Source organism: Mycoplana sp. 10N416, assembly GCF_056394765.1.
In genome coordinates, this window is sequence record NZ_JBFTIM010000002.1 from 112917 (window position 1) to 133745 (window position 20829).

General features: G+C 62.5%; 20 protein-coding genes. 11 read left to right on the top strand and 9 right to left on the bottom strand.

Annotated elements, in window-relative coordinates:
• Positions 1–16 precede the first annotated feature (16 nt).
• Entirely contained in the window at positions 17–913 is an 897-nt protein-coding gene (locus AC1DDS_RS04845; protein ID WP_477477850.1) for a LysR family transcriptional regulator, read from the bottom strand.
• 99 nt (positions 914–1012) lie between these two features.
• On the opposite strand from AC1DDS_RS04845, the gene acuI reads away from it, so the two are divergent.
• Entirely contained in the window at positions 1013–2008 is a 996-nt protein-coding gene (gene acuI, locus AC1DDS_RS04850; RefSeq protein WP_477477851.1) for an acrylyl-CoA reductase (NADPH), read from the top strand.
• A 12-nt stretch (positions 2009–2020) separates the two neighbouring features.
• On the opposite strand, the gene AC1DDS_RS04855 is transcribed toward acuI, so the two are convergent.
• Positions 2021–2377, bottom strand: a complete 357-nt coding sequence (locus AC1DDS_RS04855; RefSeq protein WP_477477852.1) for an ArsR/SmtB family transcription factor — start codon at positions 2375–2377, stop codon at positions 2021–2023.
• 134 nt (positions 2378–2511) lie between these two features.
• Positions 2512–3282 carry an SDR family NAD(P)-dependent oxidoreductase gene (locus AC1DDS_RS04860; protein ID WP_477477853.1) on the bottom strand — a complete coding sequence of 257 codons (771 nt, stop codon included), beginning with the start codon at positions 3280–3282 and terminating at the stop codon, positions 2512–2514.
• A 148-nt stretch (positions 3283–3430) separates the two neighbouring features.
• Between AC1DDS_RS04860 and AC1DDS_RS04865 the strand changes: the two genes are divergently transcribed.
• From AC1DDS_RS04865 to AC1DDS_RS04910, 10 genes are all read left to right on the top strand, one after another.
• Positions 3431–4210, top strand: coding sequence for a DeoR/GlpR family DNA-binding transcription regulator (locus tag AC1DDS_RS04865; protein WP_477477854.1), 780 nt, complete (start codon positions 3431–3433; stop codon positions 4208–4210).
• A gap of 109 nt (positions 4211–4319) precedes the next feature.
• The gene (gene glpD / locus AC1DDS_RS04870) at positions 4320–5837 is read left to right on the top strand and encodes a glycerol-3-phosphate dehydrogenase (RefSeq protein ID WP_477477855.1); all 1518 of its coding nucleotides are present in this window, start codon (positions 4320–4322) and stop codon (positions 5835–5837) included.
• Between the two features lie 38 nt (positions 5838–5875).
• On the top strand, positions 5876–6952 hold the full coding sequence (locus AC1DDS_RS04875; protein ID WP_477477856.1) for an ABC transporter ATP-binding protein: 1077 nt from the start codon (positions 5876–5878) through the stop codon (positions 6950–6952).
• Between the two features lie 10 nt (positions 6953–6962).
• The gene (locus tag AC1DDS_RS04880; protein ID WP_477477857.1) at positions 6963–8033 is read left to right on the top strand and encodes an ABC transporter ATP-binding protein; all 1071 of its coding nucleotides are present in this window, start codon (positions 6963–6965) and stop codon (positions 8031–8033) included.
• A gap of 3 nt (positions 8034–8036) precedes the next feature.
• Positions 8037–8903: a carbohydrate ABC transporter permease gene (locus AC1DDS_RS04885; RefSeq protein ID WP_477477858.1), complete on the top strand. Its 867-nt coding sequence runs from the start codon at positions 8037–8039 to the stop codon at positions 8901–8903.
• A gap of 11 nt (positions 8904–8914) precedes the next feature.
• Entirely contained in the window at positions 8915–9802 is an 888-nt protein-coding gene (locus tag AC1DDS_RS04890; protein WP_477477859.1) for a carbohydrate ABC transporter permease, read from the top strand.
• On the top strand, positions 9802–10221 hold the full coding sequence (locus AC1DDS_RS04895) for a DUF2160 domain-containing protein (RefSeq protein ID WP_477477860.1): 420 nt from the start codon (positions 9802–9804) through the stop codon (positions 10219–10221). Before AC1DDS_RS04890 ends, AC1DDS_RS04895 begins: the two co-directional genes overlap by 1 nt.
• 71 nt (positions 10222–10292) lie before the next feature.
• Entirely contained in the window at positions 10293–12014 is a 1722-nt protein-coding gene (locus tag AC1DDS_RS04900) for an ABC transporter substrate-binding protein (RefSeq protein ID WP_310413037.1), read from the top strand.
• A gap of 247 nt (positions 12015–12261) precedes the next feature.
• Positions 12262–13062: a DUF6030 family protein gene (locus AC1DDS_RS04905; protein ID WP_477477861.1), complete on the top strand. Its 801-nt coding sequence runs from the start codon at positions 12262–12264 to the stop codon at positions 13060–13062.
• 167 nt (positions 13063–13229) lie between these two features.
• Positions 13230–13943 carry a metallophosphoesterase gene (locus AC1DDS_RS04910; RefSeq protein WP_477477862.1) on the top strand — a complete coding sequence of 238 codons (714 nt, stop codon included), beginning with the start codon at positions 13230–13232 and terminating at the stop codon, positions 13941–13943.
• Between the two features lie 27 nt (positions 13944–13970).
• On the opposite strand, the gene AC1DDS_RS04915 is transcribed toward AC1DDS_RS04910, so the two are convergent.
• The 6 genes from AC1DDS_RS04915 to AC1DDS_RS04940 form a co-directional block, all read right to left on the bottom strand.
• Positions 13971–15398: a mannose-1-phosphate guanylyltransferase/mannose-6-phosphate isomerase gene (locus tag AC1DDS_RS04915; protein WP_477477863.1), complete on the bottom strand. Its 1428-nt coding sequence runs from the start codon at positions 15396–15398 to the stop codon at positions 13971–13973.
• Between the two features lie 215 nt (positions 15399–15613).
• Positions 15614–16021: a F0F1 ATP synthase subunit epsilon gene (locus AC1DDS_RS04920; protein ID WP_477477864.1), complete on the bottom strand. Its 408-nt coding sequence runs from the start codon at positions 16019–16021 to the stop codon at positions 15614–15616.
• 73 nt (positions 16022–16094) lie between these two features.
• Entirely contained in the window at positions 16095–17615 is a 1521-nt protein-coding gene (gene atpD, locus AC1DDS_RS04925; RefSeq protein ID WP_310413052.1) for a F0F1 ATP synthase subunit beta, read from the bottom strand.
• Positions 17616–17641: 26 nt separating this feature from the next.
• Positions 17642–18514 carry a F0F1 ATP synthase subunit gamma gene (locus AC1DDS_RS04930; RefSeq protein ID WP_477477865.1) on the bottom strand — a complete coding sequence of 291 codons (873 nt, stop codon included), beginning with the start codon at positions 18512–18514 and terminating at the stop codon, positions 17642–17644.
• Between the two features lie 28 nt (positions 18515–18542).
• Positions 18543–20072, bottom strand: a complete 1530-nt coding sequence (gene atpA / locus AC1DDS_RS04935) for a F0F1 ATP synthase subunit alpha (RefSeq protein ID WP_477477866.1) — start codon at positions 20070–20072, stop codon at positions 18543–18545.
• Complete coding sequence (locus AC1DDS_RS04940; RefSeq protein WP_477477867.1) at positions 20072–20638, bottom strand: F0F1 ATP synthase subunit delta; 567 nt, start codon at positions 20636–20638, stop codon at positions 20072–20074. The genes atpA and AC1DDS_RS04940 overlap by 1 nt, the downstream gene beginning before the upstream one ends.
• Between the last annotated feature and the right edge of the window lie 191 nt (positions 20639–20829).

Below are 20829 nucleotides of genomic sequence, written 5' to 3' on the forward strand. Positions count from 1 at the left end.
ACTTGATAGTTTTTTTCTATTGCTCCAGCCCATGCTCAGCCAGAATCCGCGCCTCATGCAACAGGGCCGACACCAGTGGCGTGAATGGCTCACGATGCGTCGCAACCAGGCCGACGAGATGATGCGGGGCGGGATCGACAATCGAAACTATTTTGATCTCGTCACGAAAACCGAAAGAAAGCGCGACATTTCGCGGCATTATACTGCACCAACGCCCGGTTCGGACATGCGAGAACAGGACGATCATCGAATTTGACTCGAGCGTTGGCTGCGCTGTCACGCCGACCTCGGCAAAATGACGATTGATGATACGCCTGTTCTGCATGTCGGAAGTCAATAGACAAAGCCTAACGTCGGCCACTTCCTTCCAGGTCACGCTATCGCGATCCGCCAGCGGACCGTTCTTTGCGGTGATCAGGTGGTAGTGCTCCGCATGCAGCGGCACGCTGGTCACGCGCCCGAGTGGCTCGTTTTCCAGGTAGGTGAGACCTGCGTCGATCTCCAGGTTCTCCAGGAGGCTGAGGATCTGCAGCGAATTGGCGGAGAGCACGGAAAACGTCACGTCGGGATGCTTCTCCTGGAAGGGGGCGGTGATGCGCGGAACCATGGCAAGCGTCGTGGGGATGGCGGCCAGGCGGATGTGACCGGAAAGCCCCTTCCGCGCCGCCCGCATCTCCTCGCGCATCGTGCGCGCGTCGCCAACGATGCGCCGCGCCCATTCCAGCACACGCTGGCCTTCCGGCGTGAGCCCCTGGAAGCGGGAGCCACGATTGACGAGCACGACGCCGAGTTGGTCCTCCAACTGGCGGATGGCCGCCGACAGCGTCGGCTGGGAAATGCCGAGCTCATCAGCCGCCCTCGCGAAGTGCCGCTCTCGGGCAAGCGCTATGAAGTATTCCAGCTTGTCGATCATGGGGCTCGTCCCTACCTTGCCGCCCTGCCCTCATACAAAAGAACACTGGCACGACCAAGCAATGGGGATATAGAAAGAAGGCAGGCGGAGGAACTGGCAATGACTTTTAGAGCACTCCTGGTTGAGAAGGCGGAGGACGGCGCGATCTCGGCGTCCGTGCAAGACCTGCAGGACGACCGCCTGCCGGACGGCGACGTGACCGTCGCAGTCGAATATTCGACGCTGAACTACAAGGACGGGCTCTGCATTACCGGCAAGGGCGGACTGGTGCGCAGCTTCCCGCATGTGCCTGGGGTCGATTTCGCTGGCACGGTGGTGTCATCCGGCGACCCTCGCTATCTCCCCGGCGACAAGGTGGTGCTGACCGGTTGGCGCGTGGGCGAAACCTGGTGGGGTGGCTATGCCAGCCGCGCCAGGGTGAAAGGCGACTGGCTGGTGCCGCTTCCGGATGAGCTGACGACGCGCGAGGCCATGGCGATCGGCACCGCCGGGCTGACCTCGATGCTTGCCGTGATGGCCCTGGAGAAGGCCGGCCTCTCGCCGCCCAAGGGCGAGATCCTGGTGACGGGAGCCGCCGGCGGCGTCGGCTCGGTCGCGGTGGCGATTCTCGCCCGCCTCGGCTATCGCGTCGCGGCCGTCACCGGCCGGCCAGAAGCGGCCGCCTATCTGCGCGAGCTTGGCGCCGAGACGATTATCGACCGCGCCGAACTGGCCGAAGCGTCCGCAAAGCCGCTGGAATCCGAACGCTGGGCCGGCGCCATCGATTCGGTGGGCGGAGAGATGCTGATGCGAGTGCTCAAGCAGGTGAAATACGACGGCGCCGTCGCCTCGATCGGGCTTGCGGCCAGCGCGGCGGTGCCCTCTTTCACCGTGATCCCCTTCATCCTGCGCGGCGTCTGTCTGGTTGGCATCGATTCGGTAATGCGCCCGCGCGATGAACGGATCGACGCCTGGAGCCGCATCGTCACCGACCTGCCGCATGACAAGCTGGACGACATGGTCACCGAATATGGGCTGGCCGATCTGCCGACCCTCGGCCCGGCCATTCTCGAAGGCAAGATCCGGGGACGGGCGGTGATCGACGTCCGCAAGTAGACCCGCGAAAGCTCATGCGCCCCGTTCACGCGCGGCCATCGGCCGGCAGAAAGTCTCGTAGAGCGTGCCCATGATCGCGCTGACATTCTCGTCGGCGAGACTGTAGAACACCTGGCGGCCATCGCGACGGGTGACAACGATCTGATCCTGACGGAGGCGGGCGAGCTGTTGCGAGACGACAGCCTGCGGCAGACCGAGGATCGCCTCGATCTCGCCGACCGCCCTCTCGCCTTCCGTCAGCAGGCACAGGATCAGCAGCCGCGTCTCGTGGGAAAGCGCCTTCAGAAAGCGGCTGGCCTTCTTTGCCTGATCGAAGAACAGGTCGACGGTTGCGATGTCATCCGCCCCAGGGTTCATGAACTGCTTCATCTGCCCTCCTGACCCGAAATCGGCACGTCCAACCACGGCGCCCGCGCAACTTGATCTGGTGCACGCGAAATATGGCGCAAGGGGGAAGCGCGCGGCGGGCAGCTACTTTTTCGCGGCAGCGTTGCGGTTTGGCATCAGCAGATCAGTTGGCCGCCGTTTACCTCCAGCACCTGCCCGGTAATGTACCCCGAAAGCGTAGGCGAGGCGAGAAACAGATAGGCCGGCGCGCAGTCCTGAGCCGTTCCGAGACGCTGCAGAGGTATCGACTTGCGCGTCGCCTCCAGCTTCTCCGGCGTCGAGTAGCGTGCATGGAAATCGGTCGCTATCGTTCCCGGCGAGACACAGTTGACCCGGATGCCGTCGGGCGCGAGTTCGCGCGCCAGGGCCTTCGAGTAGGTCGAGACGAAAGCCTTGGTCGCCGAATAGACCGCCGAACCCGGGCTGCCCCCGGTCAGCGCCGAGATCGAGACGGTATTGACGATCGCGGCATTGGTCGCACGACGCAGCGCCGGCAGCATCGCCCGGGTCATCTCGACGACGGACGTCTGGTTGAGCCGCACCACGGCCTGGTATTGCTCGTCGGTCAAGGCATCGGCGGCAAAACGACCGACCATCGTGCCGGCATTGTTGATCAGCACATCCACCTGCTCGAAGAGGTTGTCGGCATAACGGGCAACCTCGGAAACGCCCTGCGACGTCAGGAAATCGGCATGGACGATGTGCGCCCGCGCCTCCTCGAGCGCCTCCTCGAGAAAGTCCGGAACGGCCGCAAGCGGCTCGCGTCCGCCGTGCAGCAGCACGTGCGCCCCGCAATCGAGGAACTGGCGCGCAACCTCGAGGCCGATGCCCCGCCCGGCCCCGGTGATGACGACGTTAACACCCTTGAACAAGGCCGGATGAAACATGGCGATCTCCCAATCGGTCTACGGTCCCGGAGGTGACCGCACCAGTATCACAAATATTTCTGCGCACACCAACTGCGCGCGGCAGGAGAATTGCAGCGCTTTCGTTTTTGCATATGATGAACAAAAACGAAAGCGCAGGAGAGAATCGATGTATCTGACAGGTCGCCAGGCAGAGATCCTGGACCTTGCAAGGACGGAAGGCCGGGTGCTGGTGGAAGACCTCGCCGCCCGCTTCTCCGTCACCCCCCAAACGATCCGCAAGGACCTGAACGATCTGTGCGACAACAAGGCCCTGACCCGCATTCACGGTGGCGCGCTGTTTCCTAGCGGCAACGAGAACGTCAAGTACGAGGCACGCCGATCGATCGCCGCCCCGGAAAAACAGGCGATCGGCAAGGCAGCCGCAGCGATGATTCCCGACAACTCCTCGCTCTTCATCAACATCGGCACAACCACGGAAGCCGTCAGCGAGGCCTTGCTCGACCACAGGGAACTGATGGTCATTACCAATAACATCAATGTCGCCAATAAATTGCGCGGCTTCCTCTCGATCGAGGTGGTCATCACCGGCGGCGTCGTGCGCGGCGCGGATGGCGGCATTGTCGGCGAGGCGACCGTCGATTTCATTCGCCAGTTCAAGGTCGACTATGCGGTAATCGGCGTGTCCGCGATCGACCAAGACGGCGCCCTGCTCGACTTCGATTATCGCGAAGTGAAGGTGGCTCAGGCGATCATCGCCAATGCCCGCCACGTCATCCTGGTCTCCGATTCGACGAAGTTCGAGCGGACCGCGCCGGTGCGCATCGGCCACCTGTCGCAGGTGCACACCTTCATCACCGACCGGTGTCCGCTCGACAACATCCGCGACATCTGCGCCAGCCAGGACGTGCGGCTGATCGAGACATCCGCGGGCGACGCGAGCGGCTGATCGGATCTTCCTTCCACATTCGTTTGACATTCGAAAAATTTTCGTTTTAACTTTCCTGACTTTCGCAAGTGCGTTCATTTGTGCATTGCGAAATTGAGAGGGAAAACGATTGGCAGTCGAAGTGGTCAGCGACATTTTTGTCATTGGCGGGGGGATCAACGGCTGCGGCATCGCGCGCGACGCCGCCGGCCGTGGCTACTCCGTCGTGCTGGCCGAGATGAAGGATCTGGCTGCCGGCACCTCGTCCGCCTCCACCAAGCTCATCCATGGCGGTTTGCGCTATCTGGAGCACTATGAGTTCCGCCTGGTGCGCGAGGCACTGATGGAGCGTGAGGTGCTCTGGGCCATGGCGCCGCACGTCATCCGGCCGATGCGCTTCGTGCTGCCCTATCACAAGGGCGGCATCCGGCCGGCCTGGCTGATCCGCCTTGGCCTCTTCCTTTACGATCATATCGGCGGCCGCAAGCTGCTGCCGGCGACGCGTACCCTCGACATGCGTCACGATCCGTCCGGACAACCGCTGAAGAGACTTTTCACCAAGGCGTTCGAGTATTCCGACGGCTGGGTCGACGATGCGCGCCTTGTGGTGCTGAACGCCCGCGACGCCGCCGATCGTGGCGCCGACATTCGCGTCGGCACGCGCGTTGTCTCGGCCCGGCGCGAAAACGGGCACTGGGACGTGGAAACCGAAAACGTCGCCTCCGGTGCCCGGGAGACGGTCAAGGCGCGGATGCTCGTCAACGCCAGCGGCCCCTGGGTCGACAAGGTGCTTGCCGGCGCGCTGGGACAGAACAACGTGCACAATGTCCGCCTCGTCCAGGGCAGCCACGTCGTCGTTCGCAAGAAGTTTTCCGATCCGCGCGCCTACTTCTTCCAGAATCCGGACGGGCGCATCATCTTCGCCATTCCCTACCAGGATGATTTCACGCTGATCGGCACCACCGACCGCGACTATGACGGCGATCCGCGCGATGTCCGCATCAGCGACGAGGAGATCGATTATCTCTGCCGTTCCGCAAGCGAGTATTTCGTCGAGCCGGTGACAAGGGCTGACATCGTCTGGACCTATTCCGGCGTCCGTCCCTTGTTCGACGACGGCGCGAGCAAGGCGCAGGAAGCCACGCGCGACTACGTGCTGAAGGTCGATGGAAACGGTAGCCAGGCGCCGCTGCTCAACGTCTTCGGCGGCAAGCTCACCACCTATCGGCGGCTTGCGGAAGCCGCCCTCGACAAGATCGGCGAGGCCATCGGCGAGAAGGGCGGAAAGTGGACAGCCGTCTCGCGGCTGCCCGGCGGGGATTTTGGCGTCGAGGCGTTCGACGCCGAAGTCGGCAAACTGTCGCGCACCTATCCCTTTCTGTCTCCCTCGCATGCGAGACGGCTGGTGCGCCTCTACGGCACGCGTGCCGCCACGATGCTTGGCGAAGCAAGGTCGATCGAAGATCTCGGGCAGCATTTCGGCTGCGACCTTTATGAACTTGAGGTTCTCTGGCTGATGCGGGAAGAATGGGCGCGACACGCCGAGGATGTGTTGTGGCGCCGCACCAAGCGGGGATTGCAGCTTAGCGCCGACGAAGCGGAGGCGCTCGAAAGCTACATGGTGAAGGCAGAGCAGGCACCAAACTAGTGCGCATTCCGATGGCAGGGGGAACGTTGGAGACATGAATGCTTGAACTTAGAGACATCACGAAGGTCGCGGGCGGGGAGACGCACATCCATCCCACCAACCTCGTGCTCGAGCGCGGTTCGCTGAACGTGCTGCTCGGCCCGACGCTGTCCGGCAAGACCTCGCTGATGCGCCTCATGGCGGGCCTGGACAAGCCGAGCTTCGGCTCCGTCTGGTTCGACGGCAAGGACGTGACCGGCATGCGCGTGCAGGACCGCAGCGTCGCCATGGTCTACCAGCAGTTCATCAACTACCCGGCGATGACGGTCTACGAGAACATCGCCTCGCCGATGCGCATCAAGGGTGCCGACCGCGCCACGATCGATCGCGAAGTGCGCAAGGCGGCCGACCTCCTCAAGCTCACCCCCTATCTCGATCGTACCCCGCTCAACCTCTCCGGCGGACAGCAGCAGCGTACCGCGCTGGCGCGCGCGATCGTGAAGAACGCCAGCCTCGTCCTGCTCGACGAGCCACTCGCCAATCTCGACTACAAGCTCCGAGAGGAACTGCGCGAGGAATTGCCGAAGATTTTTGCCGCCTCCGGAGCGATCTTCATTTACGCGACGACCGAGCCGTCCGAAGCGCTTCTTCTCGGCGGCAACACGGCAACCATGTCGGAAGGGCGCATCACCCAGTTTGCTCCCACCATCGACATCTATCGCCGCCCGGTCGACCTGACTACGGCCGAAACCTTCGCCGATCCGCCGCTGAACACGTTTGCGCTGATCAAGGCAAACGGTCATTTCGTGCTCGAGGGAGAGACGGTCCTGCCGGTGCCGGCGCACCTCGCCGGAATCCCGGATGGGCCGTGCACCGTCGCCTTCCAGCCGCATCACCTGGCTCTCAAACCCCAGACGCCCGTGGCCGCGCCGGTGCCGGTCCGCACGGCGATCTCGGAGATTGCCGGTTCGGAGAGCTTCATCCACGTCGAGTTCGCCGACACGCGCTGGGTGATGCTCGCGCCCGGCATCCACGACATCGAGCCCGATGCCCAGATCACCGTCTATGTCGACACGCGCCACCTGATGGCGTTCGCCCCGGACGGCCGGGCCATCGCCGGCCCGGCAGCGGCGTGAGGAGGAAGCCATGGCGCGCATCAATCTCGAACATATCCGCCACGCATACGGCGAAAAGCCGAAGTCGGAGGCCGACTATGCGCTGAAGGAAGTCCATCACGAGTGGAACGACGGCGGTGCCTATGCGCTGCTCGGCCCGTCCGGCTGCGGCAAGACCACGCTGCTCAACATCATTTCCGGCCTGCTCCAACCCTCCGAAGGCAGGATCCTGTTCGATGGCCGGGATGTCACGAACCTGTCCACCCAACAGCGCAACATCGCCCAGGTCTTCCAGTTCCCGGTCATCTACGACACGATGACGGTCTACGACAATCTCGCCTTTCCGCTGCGCAACCGCGGCGTGCCCGAGACCGAAGTCGACCGGCGCGTGCGCGAGATCATCGACATGACCGGCCTTGGCGGCTGGGCGAAGAAGAAGGCGCGCGGGCTGACTGCCGACCAAAAGCAGAAAATTTCCCTCGGCCGTGGACTGGTGCGCAGCGACGTCAACGCCATCCTATTCGACGAGCCGCTGACCGTCATCGACCCGCACATGAAGTGGGTGCTGCGCTCGCAGCTGAAAAAGCTGCACCGCCAGTTCGGCTTCACCATGGTCTATGTCACCCACGACCAGACCGAAGCGCTCACCTTCGCCGACAAGGTCGTCGTCATGTATGACGGCCAGATCGTGCAGATCGGAACGCCGGCGGAGCTGTTCGAGCGCCCGAGCCACACCTTCGTCGGCTACTTCATCGGTTCGCCCGGCATGAACGTGCTGCCGGCGACGATCGACGGAAGCAACGTGACGATCGGCACCGACACGATCGCGCTCGACTTCCGTCCGCAGGTCGCCGCCAATGCGACGACGGAACTCGGCATCCGCCCGGAGTTCGTCCGGCTTGGGCGCGAGGGCATGCATGTCCGCGTCAATAAGGTCGAGGACATTGGCCGGCAGAAGATCGTCCGCGCGGAATTTGCCGGCAACCCGATCTCGATCGTCGTTCCCGAAGACGGCGAGATCCCGGCCGATCCGCGCGTCAGCTTCGATCCGTCCGCCATCAACATCTACGCCAATTCCTGGCGCGTCGGCAGGGAGGCCTGATCCATGGAAAAGACCTGGAACAACAAGGCCTGGTTCATGGTGCTGCCGGTGTTGCTGCTGGTGGCGTTTTCGGCCGTGATCCCGCTGATGACGGTGGTGAACTATTCGGTTCAGGACACCTTCGGCAACAACCAGTTCTTTTGGGCCGGCACCGACTGGTTCGTCGAGATCCTGCACTCCGACCGCTTCTGGCAGGCGCTCGGCCGCAACCTGCTCTTCTCCGCCATCATCCTGTCGATCGAGATCCCGCTCGGCATCCTGATCGCGCTCAACATGCCGAAGAAGGGGATCGGCGTGCCGGTCTGCCTCGTGCTGATGGCGCTGCCGCTGCTCATTCCGTGGAACGTGGTCGGCACGATCTGGCAGGTTTTCGGCCGGGTCGACATCGGTCTGCTGGGCTTCACGCTGTCCGCCCTCGGCCTCGACTACAACTACGTCAACGACGTCTTCGACGCCTGGGTGACGCTGATCGTCATGGACGTCTGGCACTGGACCAGCCTTGTCGTGCTGCTGTGCTATGCCGGTCTCGTCTCCATTCCGGACGCCTATTATCAGGCCGCCAAGATCGACGGCGCCTCGCGCTGGGCCGTCTTCCGCCACATCCAGCTGCCGAAGATGAAGCGCGTGCTGCTGATTGCCTTCCTGCTGCGCTTCATGGACAGCTTCATGATCTACACCGAGCCGTTCGTCGTCACCGGCGGCGGGCCCGGCAACTCGACGACCTTCCTGTCGATCGACCTCGTCAAGATGGCGATCGGCCAGTTCGACCTGGGGCCGGCGGCGGCGATGTCGCTCATCTACTTCCTGATCATCCTGCTGCTGTCGTGGATCTTCTACACGGTCATGACCAGCAGCGACGAGCAGGCGTGAGGGAGGAGAACATGACCGCACGCGTTGAACCACAAGCCGCCGCACAGGCGCCCGCACGGACCGCCGAACGCGCTCGGGCGAATGTCGCCCGGTCGCCGCACCGCAGCTTCTCCTGGGTCGTCCCCGCGCTCTATATCCTGTTCTTGATGCTGCCGATCTATTGGCTCGTCAACATGAGCTTCAAGACGAACATGGAGATCACCGGCACCTTCTCGCTGTGGCCGCAGAATCCGACCCTGCGCAACTACATCGTCATCTTCACCGATCCCGCTTGGTATTCGGGCTACATCAACTCGATCATCTATGTGGTGATGAACACGGTGATATCGGTCACGGTTGCGTTGCCCGCGGCCTATGCGTTCTCGCGCTATCGCTTCCTCGGCGACAAGCACCTGTTCTTCTGGCTGCTGACCAACCGCATGGCGCCGCCGGCCGTCTTCGCCCTGCCCTTCTTCCAGCTCTATTCTGCCTTCGGCCTGATCGACACGCATATCGCCGTCGCCTTGGCGCATTGCCTGTTCAACGTTCCGCTCGCCGTCTGGATCCTCGAAGGCTTCATGTCGGGCGTGCCGAAGGAGATCGACGAGACGGCCTATATCGACGGCTACTCGTTCCCGAAGTTCTTCGCCAAGATCTTCGTGCCGCTAATCACATCCGGCATCGGCGTGGCCGCCTTCTTCTGCTTCATGTTCTCCTGGGTCGAACTCTTGATCGCCCGAACGCTGACGACAACGGCCGCCAAGCCGATCGCCGCGACGATGACGCGCACGGTCTCGGCGTCGGGGATGGACTGGGGCGTGCTTGCCGCGGCCGGGGTGCTGACGATCATCCCCGGGGCGCTGGTGATCTATTTCGTTCGCAACTACATCGCCAAGGGCTTCGCCCTGGGGAGGGTCTGATGGCTGCCAACGCCAACCGCAACAACCGCTGGCCCGTGGCACTTCTGGCCGTTCTGCTGCTCTACGCGCTCGCCGCCGGCCTGCTGGTGATGTCGCTGCCGGTGAAGGACGACGCGCGCGACTGGTTCGCACCGCTCATCCCCGGCGGCTGGATGGCCTGGACCTTTCCGACCGCGATGTTCTTCCTGTCCATCTTCACGCTGCTGGCGCTGATGGCGGTCTGGGAGTACGCGCGGCCCGGCGGCAATCCCCGCGTCGGCATCCTGCACTTCGAGACGACGCGCGGCGACCGACTGTTCATCTCGCTGCTCGGTTCGGCGTTCATCAATCTCGCATGGCTGGGGCTTGTCGGCTCCAACCTGTGGTGGGCTCTTGCCTTGAGCGTGGTCTACGCCATCGGCGTGTTCCGCTACGTGTAGGCAACAAGAACGAGGGGCCGGGCACGCCCGGCCTTTCAAACTGCAGTCGCACAACCTAAGGGAGGATAATGATGCGAAGGCACCTTCTGACGACTACGGCAACCCTGTTGCTGGCCCTGACGGGCACCGCATTTGCAGGCATGGACGAGGCGAAGAAGTTCCTTGATGCGGAAATCGGCGATATGTCGACGCTCGACCGGACCGCTCAGGAAGCTGAAATGCAGTGGTTCATCGATGCCGCCAAGCCGTTTGCCGGCATGGACATCAAGGTCGTTTCCGAAACGATCACCACGCACGAATACGAATCCAAGGTTCTGGCCAAGGCATTCTCGGAAATCACCGGCATCAAGCTGACGCACGACCTGATCGGCGAAGGCGACGTGGTCGAGAAGCTGCAGACGCAGATGCAGTCTGGCGAGAACATCTACGACGCCTACATCAACGACTCCGACCTGATCGGCACGCATTGGCGCTACCAGCAGGCCCGGTCGCTGACGAAATGGATGGCGAATGAGGGCAAGGACGTCACCAACCCGAACCTCGACCTCGACGATTTCATCGGCCTGAAGTTCACGACGGCTCCGGATGGCGACCTCTACCAGCTGCCCGACCAGCAGTTCGCGAACCTTTACTGGTTCCGCTACGACTGGTTCAACGACGAGAAGAACAAGGCCGATTTCAAGGCGAAGTATGGCTACGATCTCGGCGTTCCGGTCAACTGGTCGGCCTATGAGGACATCGCCGAGTTCTTCACCGGCCGCGAGATCGACGGCAAGAAGGTCTATGGCCACATGGACTACGGCAAGAAGGACCCCTCGCTTGGCTGGCGCTTCACCGATGCCTGGCTGTCGATGGCCGGCAACGGCGACAAGGGCCTGCCGAACGGTCTTCCGGTCGACGAATGGGGCATCAAGGTCGACGAGAAGTCGCGTCCGGTCGGCTCGTGCGTCGCCCGTGGCGGCGACACCAACGGCCCTGCTTCGGTCTACGCAATCCAGAAGTATCTCGACTGGATGAAGGCCTATGCACCGGCAGCTGCCCAGGGCATGACCTTCTCGGAATCCGGCCCGGTTCCCTCGCAGGGTGAAGTCGCCCAGCAGATGTTCACGTACACGGCGTTCACCGCCGACTTCGTGAAGGATGGCCTGCCGGTCGTCAATGCGGACGGCACGCCGAAGTGGCGCTTCGCCCCCTCGCCCCATGGCGTCTACTGGAAGGACGGCATGAAGCTCGGCTATCAGGACGTGGGGTCCTGGACGTTGCTCAAGTCGACACCTGACGACCGTGCCAAGGCCGCCTGGCTCTATGCGCAGTTCGTCACCTCCAAGACGGTCGACGTCAAGAAGAGCCACGTCGGCCTGACGCTGACGCGCGAAAGCACCGTCCAGCATCAGAGCTTCACGGACCGTGCTCCGAAGCTCGGCGGGTTGATCGAGTTCTACCGTTCGCCGGCCCGCGTCCAGTGGTCGCCGACCGGTACGAACATTCCGGACTATCCGAAGCTGGCCCAGCTGTGGTGGCAGGCGATCGGCGATGCGTCCTCGGGTGCGAAGACCGCGCAGGAGGCGATGGACTCGCTGTGCGCCGAGCAGGAACAGGTGCTGAGCCGCCTGGAACGCGCCGGCGTCCAGGGCGACATCGGCCCGAAGCTCGCCGAGGAGCATGATCTCGAATACTGGAACAAGGACGCGGTCGCCAAGGGCAACCTCGCGCCGCAGCTCAAGATCGAGAACGAGAAGGAACAGCCGCAGACGGTCAACTACGACGAGCTCGTCAAGAGCTGGGAGCAGTAGGTTGAACGCGGTCGGGCCCAAGCGGACCTGAGCCCAGAACACGCCGCCCGGAGGACCCCTTCCGGGCGGTTTTTGTTGCGGCGCTGTCCACGCCTGCAAGTCCGGGCACCCGCCTCGTTGCACTTGCCGCCAGAAGCGTTCTGCCCTATCACCGACACAACCGGCGGATCCGGCACCACCGGCCGGCCCGGCTCGAACCGGACTGGTGGAATTCGCAGCGATCGGGCAGCGACGGCATCCATACAGTATGGCGGACCAGAGGAAAGGCAGATCCGGCAAGACCCTTTTTGCGCTGCTGACGCTGGGCATTCTTTCCGCAATCGCCGCCACCGTCCTGCTTGCCAACGACTACCGCAACCTGAATCGCCTGCTCGATCGCTTGGGCTATGCCCCGGTCCAGACGCAGTCTGCTGCCCGGGAGCCCCTTTCCCACGAGATCCGCGGCAAGCGCATTCCACGCCCCAAGGTCGAGATCCCCGAGAGGCTTGTTTCCGACCTCGTTCCCATGGAAACCAAGTTCAGGCGACAGATACGCCGCGACCCGAAAGACCTTTGCGCAGCGCTCGAGCGCAGCGGTTTTCTCAACGCCGGCTGGAAGGAAGGGCTGGCAAAGGGCAGCTGGGAATGCACCTCCTATCGCGAGTTTCCCGTCCAGGAGGGCACAAGCGGGCCGGCCAGTTCCGCCTATCTTTCCATCCGCGGCAGTGACTCGGCACGCCTTACCTCGTTCCGCATCAAGCTGAATCTGGAGAACGAAGACGACCGGGCCGAGCTCACCGATGCTGCCATTGCCGCCTTGGAGGTCTTTCTCGACGAAGTGCGCTGGAAGGATGCGCCCGAGATCGTCGACAGCATCCGGAACCTGAGGGAATTCGATGTTGTCGTGTTCGGCAACCGGATCCAGCTGAAGAAGGAATTTGGCGAAACGCCGCGTTACAACTTCATCATCACGCCGGACCGAACCCGACCGAAGGACAGCTACCTGCCGGACTACTTCAATCGCGAAAAGTGGCTTCCGATGCCGGAGAAGCCTCTCGAGAACCGCTGAGTCCGGGGCTTGGCACCGACATGCGGCCGGAAATTCGGATTCGATTTCTGCCGAGGAATATGCGCAGATTCAGGATCTGCTCCTATCCTTACGCGACAATGGAACAGCTGTTGGACAGAATAGTCGAGATTGTTTCCCCCCGCGGTCGGCGCCGAGGCCGGAGACGTTTGCGACTGGACGGCCCGCTGCCCAGCATCTACGCGATTGGCGACGTGCATGGCTGCTATCGGGAGATGCTCGAGGCCGAAGCCCGCATCAGGGATGACCTCGGATCCGCCGGAAACGAGGCCCTGGTCGTCTATCTCGGCGACTATGTCGATCGGGGCCCGGCCGCAGCATCGGTGCTGGACCATCTCACTCGGGAACATCACGACGGCCTGACGCGGATCACCCTTTGTGGCAACCACGACGATATCTTCCTGCAATTCATTCGGGACCCCGTCGCGTGGGGATACTGGCTTGGCCCCAATTTTGGCGGCGAAGCGACCCTCGCCTCCTATGGGATCAGCCTCGACGATGTCCGCTGGCGGGAACTCGATACGGAGGCACTTTCCGTCTGGTTGCGACGGAACATCCCGGCACGGCACATCATGTTCCTGGCCGGACTGCCGGTTCTGCTGACAGTCGGGGACTATATCTTTGTTCACGCCGGTCTGCGGCCAGGAATTCCCCTGGAAGCACAGGAGGACGAGGATCTGCTGTGGATCCGTGAGCCCTTCCTCATCGTCGGATCGGAGCTGCCGCAGATCGTGGTTCACGGTCACACGCCTTGCAGCAAACCCGAATTTGCACATGGCCGCATCGGCATCGACACCGGCTGCTTCGCCACCGGCCGTCTGACAGTCCTGAAAATCGATGCGACGGGCGCGCGTTTGCTCTGATGCAGTGCGGCCGGCTTGGCGCAAACGCTACTGCCGTCCGAATTCGTCCTCGATGCGAATGATGTCGTCCTCTCCGAGATACGATCCTGTCTGCACCTCGATGAGTTCGAGCAGGATCTTTCCGGGGTTGGAGAGACGATGAACCTCGCCCTGGGGGATATAGATCGATTCATTCTCCCGCAGCGGGACGGTGCGGTCCCCGATCGTCACTTCGGCCGTACCACGCACGACGATCCAGTGCTCGGAGCGATGGTGGTGCTTCTGCAGCGAGAGCCGTTTTCCGGGGTTGACGAACAGCCGCTTGACCTGGAAGCGCTCCCCATTGAGCACCGAAGTGTAGCCTCCCCACGGTCGATAGGACGTCCGGTGTGTCTCGGTCAGTGCCGCCGTCTCGTCCATCGAGGCAAGGTACTTGACGAGTTTGCCGACGTTCTGGCTGTCCTCCATGCGGCCAACATAGACAGCATCCTCGCTGGCAATGACAGCCACATCGGAAAGCCCCTGGACGGCGACATGGATGTCCTTGGAAAGGACAAGCGAATTGTGCGTGTCTAGCAAGGTCGCCCGCCCCTCGGCGACATTACCCTGCTCATCGCGGGTGCCCAGCTTCCAGACCGAATCCCAACTCCCCAGATCCGACCACTCGATCGGCGACGGCACGACGGCGGCGATCGGCGTCTTCTCGAAGACCGCATAGTCGATGGAAATGTCCGGAGCCGTCGCGAAGGCTTCTGGGTCGAGCCTCTCGAAATCAAGGTCGTGTTTGGCACCGACCAGCGACCGGCTCGCCGCATCGAGAACGCCGGGCGCCAAGCGGCGCAGTTCCTTCAGGAACGGCCCTACCGGCAGCATGAACATGCCCGAATTCCAGAGATGGCCGCCGGCCGCGAGTAGCGCCTCGGCCTTTTCCCGGTTCGGCTTCTCGATGAAGCGCTTGACGGCAAAGGCACCACCACCGAGCTCTTCGCCGGCCTCGATATAGCCGTAACCCGTCGCGGGTTCCACGGGCGTGATCCCGAACGTGACGAGCCGTCCCGCCGATGCGGCGTCTCGCGCCCTCGCGACACAGTCGAAATAAACGTCATCGGCTGCGATCTCATGATCGGAGGCCAGCACCTGCATGATGGCGCCTTCGCCGTGCTCCCGTTCGACGACCAAGGCAGCGACCGCCAAAGCCGGAGCGGTGCTCCTCGCCACCGGTTCCAGCAGGATCTTCGCCAATTGATGATCGATCAGGCGCGCCTGCTCCGCCACCAGGAATCGGAACTCCGCGTTGGTCAGCACGATCGGCGCTTCGTAGCGCACACTGTCGGAGACCCGCTCCAGCGTGCGTTGGAACAGCGTCCTGCCGCCCAGCAGTTCGAGGAACTGTTTCGGCGCCTGCGCGCGCGACAAAGGCCACAGTCGCGTTCCCTTGCCGCCCGCCATGATGATGGGAATGATTTTGTCGGACATTGATCTAAATCCAGCGAAGCACGAATGGGGCCGGCGCGCCGCAGCCAGCGCGGTTGGCGCATAGAAACAGCAAACTGCTCCGTTTCAAAGCAATTAGTCTGCCGAATGCCACCAATCTGCCGTTGTAGTTAAGCGCTTCTTCGCCATACCGGCAGACCTTGGACAACAAAAAAGCCCCGCTGTCGCGGGGCTTGATATCTGATCGCCTAGCGGTTTCAGGCTGGCAGGACCGTTCCCTGGACCGTGCCCAGTTGCGCAATGTAGCGCTCGATGCTGGCGCGGTGCTCGTCGTTCAAGGCGGCCTCGAGCTCGGAGCGGGCAACCTCGACCCGCTTGAGGATATCGTCACGGCTGATCTCATCGACATGGACCGCCGATTCCGCCAGCAGCGTGCAGCCCGAGGGCAGGATATCGGCAAAGCCGCCAAAGACGACGAAGCGATCGGTCTTGCCGTTGGCGAACTTCACGGTGACGACGCCCGGCTGAATGGTCGTCATGGTTGGCGCATGGTTGGCCATGACGGTCATTTCGCCTTCCGTCGCCGGCAGCACGACGGCTTCCACGCTGTCGGAAAGAAGCAGCCGCTCCGGAGAAACGAGTTCAAAGTTGAAACTGTCGGCCATGACCATTCACTTCTTCTGATTTCATCAGGTCAGAAACAGGCGCCCGGCAAGCGGGCGCCCGAGACATTCGGCATTAAGCGGCTTCAGCAGCCAGCTTCTTCGCCTTCTCGACGGCTTCCTCGATGGAGCCGACCATGTAGAAGGCTGCTTCCGGCAGGTGATCGTACTCGCCGGCGACCAGGCCCTTGAAGCCCTTGATCGTGTCTTCGAGCGCGACGAGCTTGCCCGGCGAACCGGTGAAGACTTCAGCCACGAAGAACGGCTGCGACAGGAAGCGCTCGATCTTGCGGGCGCGGGCAACCGTCAGCTTGTCCTCTTCGGACAGTTCGTCCATGCCGAGGATGGCGATGATGTCCTGAAGCGACTTGTAGCGCTGCAGGGTCGTCTGCACCTTGCGCGACACTTCGTAGTGCTCTTCGCCGACGATCATCGGGTCGAGCATACGCGAGGTGGAGTCGAGCGGGTCAACGGCCGGGTAGATACCCTTTTCGGCGATCGAACGCGACAGAACGGTCGTTGCGTCCAGGTGGGCGAACGAGGTTGCAGGCGCCGGGTCGGTCAAGTCGTCGGCCGGAACGTAGATGGCCTGAACCGAGGTGATCGAGCCCTTGGTCGTCGTGGTGATGCGTTCCTGCATCTGGCCCATGTCGGTGGCAAGCGTCGGCTGATAGCCCACGGCCGAAGGAATACGGCCGAGCAGAGCGGACACTTCCGAGCCTGCCTGGGTGAAGCGGAAGATGTTGTCGACGAAGAACAGAACGTCCTGGCCCTTGTCGCGGAAGTCTTCAGCGATCGTCAGACCGGTGAGAGCAACGCGTGCGCGGGCACCCGGCGGCTCGTTCATCTGTCCGTAAACGAGGGCTGCCTTGGAGCCTTCGCCGCCGCCCAGCTTGTTAACGCCGGACTCGATCATTTCGTGGTAAAGGTCGTTGCCTTCGCGGGTACGCTCGCCAACGCCGGCGAACACCGAGTAGCCGCCGTGCGCCTTTGCGACGTTGTTGATCAGTTCCATGATGAGAACCGTCTTGCCAACGCCGGCGCCGCCGAACAGGCCGATCTTGCCGCCCTTCGCGTAAGGCGCCAGCAGGTCGACGACCTTGATGCCAGTGACGAGGATCTGGGCTTCCGTCGACTGCTCGACATAGGCCGGAGCGTCCTGGTGGATGGCGCGCTTCGCCTTGGTCTTCAGCGGACCGGCTTCGTCAACCGGCTCGCCGATGACGTTCATGATGCGGCCGAGCGTCTCGTCGCCGACCGGAACCGAGATCGGAGCACCCGTGTCGGAGACCGGCTGACCGCGAACGAGACCTTCGGTCGAGTCCATGGCGATCGTGCGAACGGTGTTCTCACCGAGGTGCTGGGCGACTTCGAGAACAAGGCGGTTGCCGTTGTTGTCGGTTTCCAGCGCGTTCAGGATGAGCGGCAGGTGACCGTCGAAGGCGACGTCAACGACGGCGCCAATGACCTGGGTCACGCGGCCGTTTGCGCCAGCGGCGGAAACGGAGGTCGATGCGGCCTTGGCGGCTGCCGTCTTGCGCGGAGCAGCGGGCTTCTTCTCCGCTGCGGTTTCTTTCGGGGTAGCTGCCTTAGCCATGATCCTTACCCTCTTTGTCCTGGTCCTTAGAGCGCTTCAGCGCCCGAGATGATTTCGATGAGTTCCTTGGTGATCTGAGCCTGACGCTGGCGGTTGAAGCTGAGCGTCAGCTTGTTGATCATCTCACCGGCATTGCGTGTCGCGTTGTCCATGGCGCTCATCTTCGCACCCATCTCGCCGGCAACGTTCTCGAGCAAGGCCCGGAAGATCTGGACGGAAATGTTGCGCGGAATGAGATCACCGAGGATCGCGGCCGCATCGGGTTCGTAGTCGTAAATCGCGTCTGACTGCTCGGCTGCCTCGCCAGCCGAAGCCGGGATGAGCTGCTGAGCCGTCGGGATCTGCGCGATGACCGACTTGAACTCCGAGTAGAACAGCGTGCAGACGTCGAACTCGCCCTTGTCGAACAGCCCGATCACCTTGCGGCCGATGTCATCGGCGTTGGCGAAGCCGATCTTCTTGACTTCACGAAGATCGACGCGGTCGATGATCAGCGACGCATATTCGCGACGCAGGATATCGAATCCCTTCTTGCCGACGCAGATGATCTTGACCGTCTTGCCGTTGGCAAGGAGCTTGCGCGTGTGGTCGCGAGCGAGACGAGCGATCTGCGAGTTGAAACCGCCGCAGAGGCCGCGTTCGGCGGTGCAGACGACGAGCAGGTGCACGTCGTCCTTACCGGTGCCCGTCATCAGGCGTGGTGCCGCGTCGTCCTGGCCGACCGCTTGCGCGATGTTGGCAAGAACAGCACTCATGCGCTGCGAATAGGGCCGAGCGGCCTCGGCCGCCTCCTGCGCACGCCGAAGCTTCGCCGCGGCGACCATTTTCATCGCCTTGGTGATCTTCTGCGTCGCCTTGACGGAGGCGATCCGGTTTTTCAGATCCTTAAGTGAAGGCATCCGTTGTCCGTCCTAGAATAAAGCCCGTTCAGGCGAAAGTCTTGGCGAAGGCGTCAAGAGCAGCCTTGAGCTTGCCCTTGGTGTCGTCGCTGATGGCCTTCTCCGTGCGGATGGTATCGAGGACGCCCTTGCCTTCCGTACGCATGTACGAAAGCAGACCCTGCTCGAACTTGCTGACCTGGTTGACCGGCAGCTTGTCGAGGTAGCCGTTGACGCCGGCGAAGATCACCGCAACCTGCTCTTCCGTCTTCAGCGGCGAGAACTGCGGCTGCTTCAGGAGTTCGGTCAGGCGGGCACCACGGTTCAGCAGGCGCTGCGTTGCAGCGTCGAGATCCGAACCGAACTGAGCGAAGGCGGCCATTTCGCGATACTGGGCGAGTTCGCCCTTGATCGAGCCGGCAACCTGCTTCATCGCCTTGACCTGCGCTGCAGAACCTACGCGGGAAACCGACAGACCGACGTTAACGGCCGGGCGGATACCCTGGTAGAACAGGTCCGTTTCAAGGAAGATCTGGCCATCGGTGATCGAGATCACGTTGGTCGGGATGAACGCCGAAACGTCGTTACCCTGCGTTTCGATGACCGGCAGAGCCGTCAGCGAGCCCGCGCCGTTGTCGTCGTTCAGCTTTGCAGCGCGCTCGAGCAGGCGGGAGTGCAGGTAGAAAACGTCGCCCGGATAGGCTTCGCGGCCCGGCGGGCGGCGCAGCAGCAGCGACATCTGACGGTAGGCAACGGCCTGCTTGGAAAGGTCGTCGTAGCCGATGAGCGCGTGCTTGCCGTTATCGCGGAAGTACTCACCCATGGCAGCGCCGGCGAACGGCGCAAGGTACTGCATCGGGGCCGGATCGGAAGCGGTCGCGGCAACGATGATCGAGTAGGGCAGTGCGCCGCGCTCTTCGAGAACCTTCACGAACTGTGCAACCGTCGAACGCTTCTGGCCGATGGCGACATAGACGCAATACAGCTTGTCCTGCTCCGGGCCGTTGTCGTGGATCGGCTTCTGGTTCAGGAACGTGTCGAGGATGATGGCGGTCTTGCCGGTCTGGCGGTCGCCGATGACAAGCTCGCGCTGGCCGCGGCCGACCGGGATGAGGGCGTCGATGGCCTTGAGGCCGGTCGACATCGGCTCATGCACCGACTTGCGCGGAATAATGCCCGGAGCCTTGACGTCAACGCGGGCGCGCTGCTTGGCGTTGATCGGGCCCTTGCCGTCGATCGGATTGCCGAGCGCGTCGACGACGCGGCCGAGCAGTTCCGGACCAACCGGGACGTCCACGATGGCGCCAGTCCGCTTGACGGTGTCGCCTTCCTTGATGTCACGGTCCGAACCGAAGATAACGACACCGACGTTGTCGCTTTCCAGGTTCAGCGCCATGCCGCGAATTCCACCCGGGAATTCGACCATTTCGCCGGCCTGGACGTTGTCGAGGCCGTAGACGCGGGCGATACCGTCACCGACGGAGAGCACCTGGCCGACTTCCGAGACTTCCGCCTCTTTGCCGAAGTTTTTGATCTGATCTTTGAGAATTGCGGAGATTTCCGCGGCGCGGATATCCATCAGCCGACCTCTTTCAGTGCAAGCTTAAGGGTAGAGAGTTTGGTGCGAAGGGAAGTGTCAATCTGGCGGGAACCGACCTTGACGATCAGGCCACCGAGGATAGACGGGTCGACGGTGACGGCGATCGCCACGTCTTTGCCGGTGACGCCCTTGAGCGCCGCCTTCAATTCGGCCTCCTGTGCCGCCGAAAGGGCGTGCGCGGAGGTTACGTCAGCGGTGATCTCACCGCGATGGCGCGCCGCAATGACGCGGAAAGCCCTGACCATGCCCGGCACGGCGAAAAGCCGGCGATTGGAGGCCACGACCTTCAGAAAGTTTGCGACGAGGCCCGTGAAGCCAGCCTTCTCGACGATCGCCGCAATGGCCTTCGTCTGCTCTTCGGCGGAGAATACCGGGCTCTGGATCAGGCGCCTCAGGTCGTCGCTTGCATCGATCATCGCCTGGAAGCGGTTCAGGTCAGAACCAACCCCTTCGACGTTTCCGGCCTCGAGCGCGAGCTCGAAAAGCGAAGACGCATACCTTTCTGCAACACCGGAAATAAGCTGGGATGTGTCTGCCACGGGCACAAGCTTCTCTTATTTTCATTCAGAGCGGCAGCTTGCGGACTGGCCGTAAACTCAAAACCCTGAATTCGTTGCGATTGTTTTCAGTTCTCACAAGGCTGGACGCCCGCTCTTTCTGAAATTCGCGGTTCGTCTAGCATAGGAACTTCAGACTCGCAACACGCCGAGGCGCAGGAATCCGTGATATGTGGAGA